This window comes from Pseudomonas aylmerensis (genome assembly GCF_001702265.1).
Lineage (GTDB): Bacteria > Pseudomonadota > Gammaproteobacteria > Pseudomonadales > Pseudomonadaceae > Aquipseudomonas > Aquipseudomonas aylmerensis.
This window is the reverse complement of the sequence record NZ_MAUE01000005.1, coordinates 94,440-107,645: the sequence shown is the minus strand read 5'-3', so window position 1 is coordinate 107,645 and position 13,206 is coordinate 94,440. Positions and strand designations below refer to the sequence as shown.

Sequence of the window (13,206 nt, the reverse complement as noted above, 5' to 3'; positions counted from 1 at the left end):
TTAAGGCTCTTCGGTTAGCGATGGGCGCTAGGTGCGGCTAGTGCACGGGCGGCGGCGACATCCGCATTGATCGCCGTTTTCAACGCCTCAAGCGAGGCGAAACGCTGCTCTTCACGCAGCTTCTGGTGGAAAACCACCGTCAAACGCCGGTCATACAAATCACCGGCAAAATCCAAAAGGTGAACTTCCAGGTGGGCCTTGCCATCACCTGCAACCGTGGGCCTGACGCCTATGTTGGCGACTCCTGGCCACGATTGGCCATCGATGTCGACGCTCACCAGGTAAACCCCGGTCAGCGGCACACGACGGCGCTTGAGTTGCACGTTGGCGGTTGGCGTGCCCAATTGGCGCGCCAGCTTCTGGCCGTGCAGTACCCGTCCGGCAATGCGGAACGGGCGACCGAGCAAACGCTCGGCCAGGGCGAAGTCGGCAGCGGCCAGGGCATTACGCACCTGGGTGCTGCTCACGCGCAGGCCGTCCAACTCGACGGTTTGCGCGGCTTCGACGGTGAAACCCTGGGTGATACCGGCGTGTTGCAGGAAATCGAAATCGCCGACGCGGTCGCAGCCGAAACGGAAGTCGTCACCGACCTCCAGGTGCTGCACGCCCAGGCCATCGACAAGGATCCGGTCGACGAACTCGGCAGCGCTGAGGCTCTGCAAACGCTGGTTGAAGGCCAGGCACAGGACGCGGTCCACGCCTTCTTCGGCCAGCAATTGCAGTTTGTCCCGCAGGCGGGCCAGACGGGCCGGCGCCGTTTCGGGGGTAAAATATTCCCGCGGCTGTGGCTCAAAAATCACCACGCAGCTGGGCACGCCCAACTCGACCGCACGCTCGCGCAGCCTGGCCAGGATAGCCTGGTGGCCACGGTGAACACCGTCAAAGTTGCCAATAGTGGCGACGCAGCCCCGATGCTGGGGGCGCAGGTTGTGGAGACCTCGAACCAGCTGCATAACGCGCTTCTTGCTCATAAAGTGGTCGATTATAACCACACCCGGCCCCGGACGACAGGCAACAGCGCAGGCCAAATGGATCGAATCGATAAAACAACCGTTTTATCGCGGCAAACGCTCTATCCGAGGGACTTGCGATTGAAATCCCGCAGGCGGAAGCCCTGCAGCAGCAACATCCCGAAGTACACCACCACGCCCGCCACCACCAGAACGCCCAGGCGCATGAAGCGCTCCAGCATATGGCCTTCGTCCCAGGCCGGCATAAAGTGCATCAGCCCGAGCAACACCGCCGACATCGCCGCCACTGCCACCAGCAACTTGAGTGCAAACATGCCCCAACCTGGCTGTGGTTGGAACATCTGCTGTTTGCGCAGCTGGTAAAACAGCAGGCCCGCATTGATGCAGGCGCCGGCGCTGATCGCCAGGGCAAGGCCGGCGTGGGCCAGCGGGCCGATAAACACCAGGTTGAGCAGTTGCGTGACGACCAGCGTGAAAATCGCGATCTTCACCGGCGTGCGGATGTTCTGCTGGGCATAGAAGCCCGGCGCCAGCACCTTGATCACAATGATCCCGAGCAGCCCGACGGAGTAGGCAATCAGCGCGCGCTGGGTCATCAAGGCGTCATGGGCATCGAACTGACCGTACTGGAACAACGACACGGTGAGCGGCTCGGCCAGGATCCCCAGCGCCAGGGAGCACGGCAGCACCAGCACAAAACACAGGCGCAGGCCCCAATCGAGGATCCGCGAGTATTCCTGGCGGTCCTTGCTCGCGTAGGTGCGCGCCAGCGTGGGCAACAGGATCGTGCCAAGGGCCACGCCAAGTACGCCGGACGGCAGCTCCATCAGGCGGTCGGCGTAGTACATCCAGGATACCGAGCCCGAGACCAGCAGCGAGGCGAATGCGGTGTTGATGATCAAGGAGATCTGGCTGACCGACACGCCGAGGATCGCCGGCAGCATGTTGCGCATCACCCGCCATACGCCGGTGTCCTTGAGGTTCAGGCGCGGCAAGACGAGCATGCCGATTTTTTTCAGGTGTGGCAGCTGGTAGAGCAACTGCGCCAGGCCACCCGCCAGTACGGCCCACCCGAGGGCCATCACCGGTGGATCGAAGTACGGCGTGAGGAACAGCGCGAAGATGATCATGCTGACGTTGAGCAACGTCGGTACAAAGGCCGGCACCGAGAAGCGGTTCCAGGTATTGAGGATCGCCCCGGCCAGGGACGACAACGAGATCAGCAATATATAAGGAAAGGTCACGCGCAGCAGATCAGTGGTCAGCGCGAATTTTTCCGGGGTGTTGGCGAAGCCCGGCGCGGTAGCCCAGATCACCCAGGGCGCGGCGAGCATGCCGGCGATCGTCACCAGCATCAGCACCAGGGTCAGCAGGCCCGAGACGTAGGCAATAAAGGTGCGGGTCGCCTCCTCGCCCTGCTGGGTCTTGTATTCGGCCAGGATCGGCACGAACGCCTGGGAAAACGCTCCTTCGGCGAAGATACGCCGCAGCAGGTTCGGCAACTTGAAGGCAATAAAGAAGGCATCCGTGGCCATGCTGGCGCCAAAAATGCGCGCCAGCAGGGTGTCACGCACAAACCCCAATACCCGGGAGATCATCGTGATAGAGCTGACGGCAGCCAACGATTTGAGCAGATTCATTGAAAGAGTTTGCGCCTATAGATAAAGAGCAGGCGAACTGTGCGCCTACTTATGCGATACTGCGCGCCTGCAACAGCACAGAGCCAAAGCTCGCGAGTTTACAGGTCAAGCGCCGGAAATAAATCACCCGCCTCTTCAGATCGACCACTCAGCAGTTCGCATCAGCCGCCCTTGACAACCCATCAAGTCATCGGCATGATTCGCGGCCTATTTTGTTTGCTATTTCCTAAAAAGTCTTTCGAGGAGCTCGACGGTGGCCAACACACCTTCCGCCAAAAAACGTGCAAAACAGGCTGAGAAGCGTCGCAGCCACAACGCCAGCCTGCGTTCCATGGTTCGTACCTACATCAAGAATGTAGTTAAGGCCATCGACACCAAAGACGCTGAAAAAGCCCAAGCTGCTTACGTTCTGGCCGTGCCAGTTATCGACCGTATGGCCGATAAAGGCATCATCCACAAGAACAAGGCCGCTCGCCATAAGAGCCGCCTGAATGGCCACATCAAGGCTCTGAGCGTCGCTGCTGCAGCCTAAGTGGTAACAACTGCAACGTAACCCCGGTTGCGAAACAGTTAAGAAATGCCCCGAACCGAAAGGTCCGGGGCATTTTTGTTTGTGCGGGTTTTTTGTTTGTGCGGGTTTTTTGTGGTGAGCGGGCTTGCCCCGCGTTGGGCTGCGTAGCGGCCCCAAAACCAGAGGACGCGGTCCCACTGGAGGAATGCGGTGATCTTGATGGGGCCGCTGTGCGGCCCAACGCGGGGCAAGCCCGCTCACCACAAAAGCCCGGTGCATAAAGAGCCCGCTGGAGCAAAAAACTGTGCTCGGCTGGATTTTCAGGCACAAAAAAAAACGCCCCGAACCAGTCGGGGCGTTTTGCTACCTATTGATCAAACATCAATCAATGGTGGTGACCGCCTTCACCGTGGACGTGGCCGTGAGCCACTTCTTCTTGGGAAGCGTCGCGGATGGCAACGATCTTCACTTGGAAGTTCAGGCGCTGGCCAGCCAGAGGGTGGTTGCCGTCGACGGTTACGTCGTCGCCGTCCAGGTCACGGATGGTGACGATCTGCATTTGGCCGTCCGGCGCGGAAGCGTGGAACTGCATGCCCACTTCCAACTCATCCACACCTTCGAACATGCTGCGGCTCAGGGTGCTGACCAGTTCGGCGGAGTATTCGCCGTAGGCATCTTCAGGTTCTACGGCAACGGTCAGTTCATCACCGACGCTCTTGCCTTCCAGCGCCTTTTCCAGGCCCGGGATGATGTTACCTGCGCCTTGCAGGTAGACCAGCGGCGCGCCGCCGGCGGAGCTGTCGATGACCTCACCAGCGTCGTTGGTCAGGGTATAGTCGATGGAGACAGCCTTGTTAGCGGCGATCGTCATGGGGCGAGACCTTTTGCATAAGAATGAAGAACGGACAAGTCTAAACAAGGATTTGCCCGAAAGCGAACAGAACCCGGACGGACGGGACCGATCAACGGTCGCGACGATCACCGGATTCCACCAGGATGATGACCAGCACTGGGTTGCCGAGCTGTCTTGTGGCCATACCCAGCACCTGCGCCACCAGCCGCCCTGGCAGTCCCGCGCCTGGGTGCTGGACCCCGCGCAACGCCTGGAAAAAATAGGCCAGCCCTTTGCCTGCGGCTGGTGTGCGCAAGAGCGCGAATAACGATAACCTTGGCGCCTGATTCCCGGTAGGCACTCACGCATAGAGCGCCACCGAAGCCATGCACCTCCAGAGAATTCGCATGCAGACTTTTTTTATCGCGCCCACCGATTTTGGTGTGGGTCTGACCTCCATCAGCCTTGGGCTGGTGCGTACCCTTGAGCGGGCCGGGCTGAAAGTCGGTTTCTTCAAGCCGATTGCCCAGCCGCACCCCGGCGACACCGGGCCCGAACGCTCCACCGAACTGATCGCCCGCACCCACGGCTTGAAGCCGCCGCAACCGCTGGGCCTGGCCCACGTCGAGCGCATGCTCGGCGACGGCCAACTCGACGAACTGCTCGAAGAGATCATCACCCTGTATCAACAGGCCGCCGTCGGTAAGGACGTGCTGATCGTCGAAGGCATGGTGCCGACCCGCAGCGCCAGCTATGCCGCGCGGGTCAACCTGCACCTGGCAAAGAGCCTGGACGCGGAAGTGATCCTGGTCTCGGCCCCGGAAAACGAAGTGCTCACCGAACTCTCCGGCCGCGTGGAACTGCAGGCCCAGCTGTTCGGCGGCCCGAAAGACCCGAAAGTGCTGGGTGTGATCCTCAACAAAGTGCGCACCGACGAAAGCATGGAAGCCTTTTCAGCACGCCTGAAAGAGCATTCGCCGTTGTTGCGCAGCGGCGATTTCCGTCTGCTCGGCTGCATCCCCTACCAACCCGAACTCAACGCGCCGCGTACCCGCGACGTCGCCGACCTGATGGGCGCGCAGATCCTCAATGCCGGTGATTACGAAACCCGGCGCATGACCAAGATCATCATCTGCGCGCGCACCATGCGCAACACCGTGGAGCTGCTCAAGCCGGGCGTGCTGGTGGTAACGCCGGGCGACCGCGACGACATCATCCTCGCCGTGAGCCTGGCCGCGATCAACGGCGTGCCGCTGGCCGGCCTGCTGCTGACCAGCGACACCCTGCCCGACCCGCGCATCATGGAGCTGTGCCGCGGCGCGTTCCAGGCCGGATTGCCGGTGCTGTCGGTGAGCACCGGTTCCTACGACACGGCCAACCAGCTCAACAGCCTGAACAAGGAAATCCCCATCGATGACCGCGAGCGCGCGGAGATCATCACCGATTTCGTCGCCAGCCACCTCGATGCGCGCTGGCTGCACCAGCGCTGCGGCACGCCACGGGAAATGCGCCTGTCGCCGGCGGTGTTCCGCTACCAGTTGATCCAGCGTGCCCAGGCCGCGAACAAGCGCATCGTCTTGCCCGAAGGCAGCGAACCACTGACCGTGCAGGCTGCGGCCATCTGCCAGGCGCGTGGCATCGCACGCTGCGTGCTGCTGGCCAAGCCGGCGGATGTGGAAGCTGTCGCCCGCGCCCAGGGCATCGAATTGCCCGAAGGCCTGGAGATTCTCGACCCGGACCTGATTCGTCAACGCTACGTCGAGCCGATGGTTGCCCTGCGCAAGAGCAAGAGCCTCAACGCGCCGATGGCCGAGCAGCAGCTGGAAGATACCGTGGTGATCGCCACCATGATGCTTGCATTGGATGAGGTCGACGGCCTGGTTTCCGGGGTTATCCACTCCACGGCCAACACCATCCGCCCCGCCCTGCAGTTGATCAAGACCGCACCGGGTTGCACGCTGGTGTCGTCGGTATTCTTCATGCTGTTCCCCGAGCAGGTGCTGGTGTACGGCGACTGCGTGATGAACCCGCACCCCAGCGCCGCCGAGCTGGCGGAAATCGCCCTGCAAAGCGCCGATTCGGCCGCCGCCTTTGGCATTACTCCGCGCGTGGCGATGATCAGCTACTCCAGCGGCGACTCGGCGAGCGGTGAGGAAGTGGAGAAGGTCCGCGAAGCCACCCTTCTCGCCCATGAACAGCAAAGCTCACTGCTGATCGACGGTCCGTTGCAGTACGACGCCGCCGCCAACGAAAACGTCGCCCGCCAACTGGCGCCCGACAGCCTGGTCGCCGGCAAGGCCACCGTGTTCGTGTTCCCGGACCTCAACACCGGCAACACCACCCACAAGGCCGTGCAACGCAGCGCCGATTGCGTGAGCCTGGGGCCGATGCTCCAGGGCCTGCGCAAACCGGTCAACGACCTGCCTCGCGGCGCCCAGGTCGACGACATCGTGTACACCATCGCGCTGACTGCGATCCAAGCCGCCAACCGACCTATGGATATCTAAATGCTGGATTTTCTACCTGCCGCCGTACGCGGGGTGATCGCGTCCCTGCTGTTGGCGCTGAACACGATCCTGCTGTGTTCGTTCCTGTTTATCGTGGCGCTGTTCAAGGCGCTGCCATTTGCCAAGCGCTTCAGCGAATGGCTGATGAACCAGACCCACGAGGCCTGGATCAGCAACAACAACGCCTGGATGACCCTGGTGCGACGCACTCGCTGGCACATCAAAGGCCTTGAGGGCCTGGACTATCAGCACTCGTACCTGGTGACGAGCAACCACCAGAGCTGGGTCGACATCATGGTGCTGCAATACGTGCTCAATCGACGGATTCGCCCGCTGAAGTTCTTCCTCAAGCAGGAGCTGATCTGGGTGCCGGTGATCGGCCTCGCCTGGTGGGCGCTGGGCTTCCCGTTCATGAAGCGCTACACCAAGGCGTACCTGGAAAAACACCCGGAGAAGAAAGGCAAGGACCTGGAAACCACCCGCAAGACCTGTGCGAAATTTCGCGACAACCCGGTGGGCATTTTCAACTTCGCTGAAGGCACGCGCTTTACCCCCGGCAAGCATGCGCAGCAGAAATCGCCGTTCCGTTACCTGCTCAAGCCCAAGGCTGGTGGTATCGCGTTTGTACTGGATGCCATGGGTGAGCAGCTGAAATCACTGGTCAACGTGACCATTCACTACCCTGCCGGGCGCCCTGGGTATTGGGATTTGCTCTGCGGGAACGTGAAAGAGGTGGTCGTTCAATTTGAGGAAGTGCAGATTCCGGCCGAGTTCATTGGCAAGAATTATGAGCAGGATGGCGAGTATCGGTTGGCGTTTCAGGGCTGGATCAACCGGTTGTGGGAAGAAAAGGACCAGTTGTTGGAGAAACTGCACACAGAATTCCCAGGCAAAAGATGATCAACCTGTGGGAGCTGGCTTGCCTGCGATAGCGGTGGGTCAGTTACTGATATATCAACTGACAGTCAGCAATCGCAGGCAAGCCAGCTCCCACATTGATTGAGCCTGATCTTGAGGATGTAAAAAAGCCCGTCACCGAGTCATCGGTGGCGGGCTTTTCTTGTGGCGGCGAGGTTTAGATCGCGCCGCGCTGACGCAACAGCTCCAGCACTTGCTTGACGCTGTCTTCCAGCGACAGGGCCTGGGTGTCGATCACCAGGTCGGCATTCAACGGCACGTCGTACGGGAAAGACTCGCCAGGGATGTTATCCCCACCCGCGGCGTACAGGCCTTGCGGATCACGCTCGGCGCACACCAGCGGCGAGGCTTGCACATAGACCGTGAGCAGGCGGTCGGCGCCAATCAGCGCCTTGGCCTGTTCGCGACCCTCGGCATCCGGTGCAACGAAGGCGGCCAGGGTCAGCAGGCCAGCCTCGTTGAACTGACGCGCCACATGCGCGGCACGCCGCCAGTTTTCGGTACGCCCGGCACGGTCCTGCGGCAGACCTTTGTTCAGGTCGTGACGCAGGTTCTGGCCATCGAGTACGAACACCGCACGCCCCATGTCGAAGAGCTTGCGCTCAACCGCATAGGCCAGGGTGCTTTTGCCGGCGCCCGACAGGCCGCTGAACAATACGGTGGCCGGTTGCTGGCCGAAACGCAGCGCGCGCTCCTCGGTGGCCACATGCGCGAGACTGCCGTGCTGCGCAGCGCCGCCATGGTTGACCGGCGGTGCGATGATCATGCCCGCGGCCACAGTGCCGTTGGTCAATCGGTCGATGACGATAAACGCACCGGTGGTGCGATTGCTGTCATAGCCGTCCAACGCAATGGCGGCGTCGAGGCTGACCTTGACCCGGCCGATCTCGTTCAACTGCAGCGAACTTGCCGGGCCTTCGGCCAGGGTGTTCACGTCCACGCGGTGCACGATGCTGGTGATGGAACCCGGCACGTAGCTGGTGGCGCGCTTGATGTCGTATTTCTTGCCCGGCAGCATCGGCTCTTCGGCCATCCACACCAGCATGGCGTCGAAGGCGTCAGTCACTTGCGGCACGTTGTCGGCATGCACCAGCAAGTCGCCACGGGAGATGTCGATCTCGTCTTCCATGGTCAGGGTCACGGCCTGGCCAGGCCCCGCATGCTCCAGCTCACCTTCGAAGGTCACGATGGATTTGACCCGACTGCTCTTGCCCGACGGCAGCACCACGACTTCGTCGCCCTTGTGCACGACGCCGCTGGCCAGGGTGCCGGCGAAACCACGGAAGTTCAGGTTCGGACGGTTGACGTACTGCACCGGGAACCGCAGGTCGGTGTAGTTGCGGTCGTTGGCGATCTCGACGGTTTCGAGAATCTCCATCAGCGATTGGCCGGTGTACCACGGCGAACGCTCGCTCTTGTTCACCACGTTGTCGCCCTTGAGCGCCGACATCGGCACGAAGGCCAGGGTGCTCGGCTTGAAGGCGATACCGTCGGCGAACTTCAGGTAATCGGCCTTGATCTGCTCGAATACGCTTTGGTCGAAGCCATTGATGTCCATCTTGTTGACGGCCACCACGATGTGTTTGATCCCCAGCAACGAGGCGATGAAGCTGTGGCGACGGGTCTGGGTCTGTACGCCGTAGCGGGCGTCGATCAGGATGATCGCCAGGTCACAGGTGGACGCGCCGGTGGCCATGTTGCGGGTGTACTGCTCATGGCCGGGGGTGTCGGCGATGATGAATTTGCGCTTGGCGGTGGAGAAATAGCGGTAGGCAACATCGATGGTGATGCCCTGCTCACGCTCGGCCTGCAGGCCGTCGACCAGCAACGCCAGGTCGATGTCATCGCCCGTGGTGCCGGACTTCTTCGAATCGCGGGTGATGGCTTCCAGGTGATCTTCGTAGATCATCTTGGAGTCGTGCAGCAGGCGCCCGATCAGGGTGCTCTTGCCGTCGTCGACGTTGCCACAGGTCAGGAAGCGCAACATTTCCTTGCGCTCGTGCTGGCCCAGGTAGGCGAGGATGTCCTCGCTGATCAAATCAGATTGATGGCTCATTGCATTCAAGCTCCAAGCTGTAAGCTTCAAGCGGCAAGCTTGTCGGCGTACAGCTAGTCAGAAATTTTGTTGATCAGGCCGCAGAGCATTTTTGAAAGCTCGCGAGTTTCTGTAATCCAGTTTTCAGCCAGCGGGCGGGCGATGTAGGCAATGTCACAACCGATGAAGATCTGAGTTCGTAGCTCCCCACAAGAAGCCTTTGCAATCCAAAGAAAGTAAGCTTTCTCTTTGGCGCTACGACGTTCCATGCCTTCAGCAATATTGGAAGGCACCGAAAGTGCAGACCGGGTGATTTGATCTTTGAAGCCAAAATCCCCGCACTCCGCAAACTCGCTATAGATCTGCACCGCCAGACACTTGCTTCTTTGCCAGACAACCAGTTTCTCGAAGTCCATCACGAGTCACTCAGTAGCGGCTCGCAACAACCGGCTGCAAGCACCAAGCTGCAAAATTACGCATACCGCCTTTAACTTGCAGCTTGCCGCTTGTAACTCGAAGCTTAAAAGTACCCTTGACGTTTTTTATCTTCCATCGAGCCTGCGCCATCGTGGTCGATGACACGGCCCTGGCGCTCGGAAGTTCGCGTCAGGAGCATTTCCTGAATGATGTCGGTCAGCGTCTCGGCTTCGGACTCCACCGCGCCCGTCAACGGGTAGCAGCCAAGGGTACGGAAACGTACTTTCTTTTTGACGATTCGGGCTTTGTCTTCGTCGGACAAGTGCTCGAGGATGCGGTCGTCGTCGATCATGATCAACGTGCCGTTCTTCTCGATCACTTCGCGTTCGGCGGCGAAGTACAGCGGCACGATCGGGATGCCTTCCAGGTAGATGTACTGCCAGATATCCAGCTCGGTCCAGTTGGACAGCGGGAACACACGGATCGACTCGCCCTTGTTGACGTTGCCGTTGTAGACGTTCCACAGCTCCGGGCGCTGGTTCTTCGGGTCCCAGCGGTGCTTGCTGTCGCGGAATGAGTACACGCGCTCTTTGGCGCGGGATTTCTCTTCATCGCGACGGGCACCGCCGAAGGCGGCGTCGAAACCATGTTTGTCCAGGGCCTGCTTGAGGCCTTCGGTCTTCATGATATCGGTGTGCTTGGCGCTGCCGTGGGTGAACGGGTTGATGCCCTGCGCCACACCATCCGGATTGACGTGGGTGATCAGGTCCAGGCCCAGCTCCTCGACCATTTTGTCGCGGAACTTGTACATCTCCTGGAATTTCCAGCGGGTGTCGACGTGCATCACCGGGAACGGCAGCTTGCCCGGGAAGAAGGCCTTGCGTGCCAGGTGCAGCATCACGGCGGAGTCTTTACCGATCGAGTAGAGCATCACCGGGTTGTCGAACTCGGCGGCGACCTCGCGGATGATGTGGATGCTTTCCGCCTCCAGCTGTTTCAGATGCGTCAGTTTGTCGACCATGGTTACTCACGGAAAAACGATCTTATGGACGGCCAGCGGGCCGTGTTCGAGCGGGGCATGCTAGCACAGCACCTTCTTCTATTCAGGGAGCCAGCTAGATCGAAACGGTATATGAATATGCCTCGTGGTTTGGGGTGCAACGCGTTCAGGTGTGGGAGCTGGCTTGCCGGCGATGGCTTCAACTCGGTGTGCCGGATGTACCGAGTTGCCTGCGTCGCAGGCAAGCCAGCCCCCACAGGGGTTCAGTTGCATGGCTTAGATCGGGTTGGGGCAGTCGATGAACAAATGCTCCAGGGCAAAACGCCGCGCCAGGTAATCGCCCAGTGCCTGCACGCCGTAGCGTTCGGTGGCGTGATGGCCGGCGGCGATAAAGCTGATGTCGTTTTCGCGAGCGCTGTGGAAGGTCTGCTCCGACGCCTCGCCACTCAGGAACAGGTCGACGCCGGCGGCAATCGCGTCGTCGATATAGCCCTGGCCCCCGCCGGTGCACCAGCCGACGCGGCGGATCATCTCGCTGCCTTCGATCAGCAAGGGCTCGCGGCCCATGACGTCCTGCACCCGGCGTGCGAAGTCGCGCGGTGACAGCGGCTCGGAGAGCGAACCGACCAGGCCGACGATCTTCGGGTTGCTCGGGTCCAGCGGGCCTTCGACCGTGATGTCCAGCTGGCGGGCGAGCTGCACGTTGTTGCCGACATCAGGGTGCAGGTCCAGCGGCAGGTGGTAGGCCAGCAGACTGATGTCGTGCTTGAGCAGCGTTTTCAGGCGGCGTTGCTTCATGCCGGTGATGCAGGGGTTTTCGCCCTTCCAGAAATAACCGTGGTGCACCAGGACCAGGTCGGCCTGCGCTTCGACGGCTGCATCCAGCAGCGCCTGGCTGGCGGTCACGCCGCTGACGATGCGCATCACCTGCGGGCGCCCCTCGACCTGCAGGCCATTGGGGCAATAATCGGCAATTTTTGCACTGCCGAGGTAGCGGTCCGCTTCCTCGACGAGGGTGGTAAGGGGGACGGCCATAAAAGACTCCTAAATATCCCGTTCCGAGGCGCTCGCAGCCTCGTATAATGCGCGACATTATGGGCGCTCTCCCGCCCCCTGCAACCTGTCAGGACTTACTTGATGCTCAAGGCACTGCGTTTTTTTGGATGGCCATTGCTGGCTGGCGTGCTGATCGCGATGCTGATTATTCAGCGTTTCCCCCAGTTGGTGGGCTTACCCAGCCTTGATGTGAACCTGCAGCAGGCGCCGCAAACCAGCGCGGTGGTGCAAGGCCCGGTGACCTATGCGGACGCTGTCGTTATCGCGGCGCCAGCGGTGGTCAACCTGTACACCACGAAAGTCATCAACAAACCCGCTCATCCATTATTCGAAGACCCGCAATTTCGCCGCTATTTCGGCGATAACGGCCCCAAGCAGCGGCGCATGGAATCCAGCCTCGGCTCCGGAGTGATCATGAGCCCCGAGGGCTACATCCTCACCAACAACCACGTGACCACCGGCGCCGACCAGATCGTGGTCGCCCTGCGCGATGGCCGCGAGACCCTGGCCCGCGTGGTCGGCAGCGACCCCGAAACCGACCTTGCGGTGCTGAAGATCGACCTCAAGAGCCTGCCTTCAATCACCCTCGGTCGCTCCGACGGCCTGCGCGTCGGTGACGTCGCACTGGCCATCGGCAACCCGTTCGGGGTGGGCCAGACGGTGACCATGGGCATCATCAGCGCCACCGGGCGTAACCAGTTGGGCCTCAACAGCTACGAAGACTTCATCCAGACCGACGCGGCGATCAACCCGGGCAACTCGGGCGGCGCACTGGTGGATGCCAATGGCAACCTGACCGGTATCAACACGGCGATTTTCTCCAAGTCCGGCGGCTCCCAGGGCATCGGTTTTGCGATCCCGGTGAAACTGGCGATGGAAGTGATGAAGTCGATCATCGAGCACGGCCAGGTGATTCGCGGCTGGCTAGGGATCGAAGTACAACCGTTGACCAAGGAGCTGGCCGAGTCCTTTGGCTTGACCGGACGCCCGGGCATCGTGGTCGCCGGGATTTTCCGCGACGGCCCGGCGCAGAAAGCCGGCCTGCAACTGGGCGATGTGATCCTCAGCATCAACGGCGAACCGGCCGGTGATGGGCGCAAATCGATGAACCAGGTGGCGCGGATCAAGCCGACCGACAAGGTGGCAATCCAGGTGATGCGCAACGGTAAAGAGATCAAGCTGCTGGCAGAAATCGGCTTGCGCCCACCGCCTGCACCGGTCAAAGAAGAGGAATAAGACGCCTCGCCAGGTACCCGTTCGCGGGTACCTGTAAGCTCATATTTCAAAGCGAAGGCATTCTCATTAGACATGTTATATTG

At 60.8% G+C, this 13,206-nt stretch carries 12 protein-coding genes; 5 read left to right on the top strand and 7 right to left on the bottom strand.

All coding sequences use genetic code 11. The features are described from left to right. Positions 1-14: 14 nt before the first annotated feature. A complete protein-coding gene (gene ribF, locus BBG20_RS04285; RefSeq protein WP_065900541.1) occupies positions 15-953 on the bottom strand; it encodes a bifunctional riboflavin kinase/FAD synthetase in 939 nt (312 codons plus the stop codon). 119 nt (positions 954-1,072) lie between these two features. Further along, positions 1,073-2,611, bottom strand: a complete 1,539-nt coding sequence (murJ, locus tag BBG20_RS04280; RefSeq protein ID WP_065900539.1) for a murein biosynthesis integral membrane protein MurJ — start codon at positions 2,609-2,611, stop codon at positions 1,073-1,075. Positions 2,612-2,864: 253 nt separating this feature from the next. Here murJ and rpsT point away from each other — a divergent pair, with 253 nt between their 5' ends. Then, positions 2,865-3,143, top strand: coding sequence for a 30S ribosomal protein S20 (gene rpsT, locus BBG20_RS04275; RefSeq protein WP_016976313.1), 279 nt, complete (start codon positions 2,865-2,867; stop codon positions 3,141-3,143). A gap of 364 nt (positions 3,144-3,507) precedes the next feature. On the opposite strand, the gene BBG20_RS04270 is transcribed toward rpsT, so the two are convergent. After that, complete coding sequence (locus BBG20_RS04270; RefSeq protein ID WP_027606858.1) at positions 3,508-3,993, bottom strand: FKBP-type peptidyl-prolyl cis-trans isomerase; 486 nt, start codon at positions 3,991-3,993, stop codon at positions 3,508-3,510. On the opposite strand from BBG20_RS04270, the gene BBG20_RS04265 reads away from it, so the two are divergent. The 3 genes from BBG20_RS04265 to BBG20_RS04255 all read left to right on the top strand — a co-directional run bounded on the left by BBG20_RS04265 (position 3,992) and on the right by BBG20_RS04255 (position 7,361). Further along, positions 3,992-4,282 carry a DUF3565 domain-containing protein gene (locus BBG20_RS04265; protein ID WP_065900537.1) on the top strand — a complete coding sequence of 97 codons (291 nt, stop codon included), beginning with the start codon at positions 3,992-3,994 and terminating at the stop codon, positions 4,280-4,282. The two genes, BBG20_RS04270 and BBG20_RS04265, sit on opposite strands and share 2 nt — an antisense overlap. 79 nt (positions 4,283-4,361) lie before the next feature. Then, complete coding sequence (gene pta, locus BBG20_RS04260; RefSeq protein ID WP_065900536.1) at positions 4,362-6,461, top strand: phosphate acetyltransferase; 2,100 nt, start codon at positions 4,362-4,364, stop codon at positions 6,459-6,461. Then, entirely contained in the window at positions 6,462-7,361 is a 900-nt protein-coding gene (locus BBG20_RS04255) for an acyltransferase (RefSeq protein WP_065900534.1), read from the top strand. Positions 7,362-7,536: 175 nt separating this feature from the next. On the opposite strand, the gene cysN is transcribed toward BBG20_RS04255, so the two are convergent. From cysN to BBG20_RS04235, 4 genes are all read right to left on the bottom strand, one after another. After that, positions 7,537-9,435 carry a sulfate adenylyltransferase subunit CysN gene (cysN, locus tag BBG20_RS04250; protein WP_065900532.1) on the bottom strand — a complete coding sequence of 633 codons (1,899 nt, stop codon included), beginning with the start codon at positions 9,433-9,435 and terminating at the stop codon, positions 7,537-7,539. A gap of 53 nt (positions 9,436-9,488) precedes the next feature. Next, the gene (locus tag BBG20_RS04245) at positions 9,489-9,830 is read right to left on the bottom strand and encodes a four helix bundle protein (protein ID WP_065900530.1); all 342 of its coding nucleotides are present in this window, start codon (positions 9,828-9,830) and stop codon (positions 9,489-9,491) included. A 104-nt stretch (positions 9,831-9,934) separates the two neighbouring features. Next, a complete protein-coding gene (cysD, locus tag BBG20_RS04240) occupies positions 9,935-10,852 on the bottom strand; it encodes a sulfate adenylyltransferase subunit CysD (RefSeq protein WP_005784641.1) in 918 nt (305 codons plus the stop codon). Positions 10,853-11,107: 255 nt separating this feature from the next. Next, on the bottom strand, positions 11,108-11,866 hold the full coding sequence (locus BBG20_RS04235) for a Nif3-like dinuclear metal center hexameric protein (RefSeq protein ID WP_065900529.1): 759 nt from the start codon (positions 11,864-11,866) through the stop codon (positions 11,108-11,110). Positions 11,867-11,968: 102 nt separating this feature from the next. Between BBG20_RS04235 and algW the strand changes: the two genes are divergently transcribed. Further along, complete coding sequence (gene algW, locus BBG20_RS04230; RefSeq protein ID WP_065900528.1) at positions 11,969-13,123, top strand: Do family serine endopeptidase AlgW; 1,155 nt, start codon at positions 11,969-11,971, stop codon at positions 13,121-13,123. Positions 13,124-13,206: the final 83 nt, after the last annotated feature.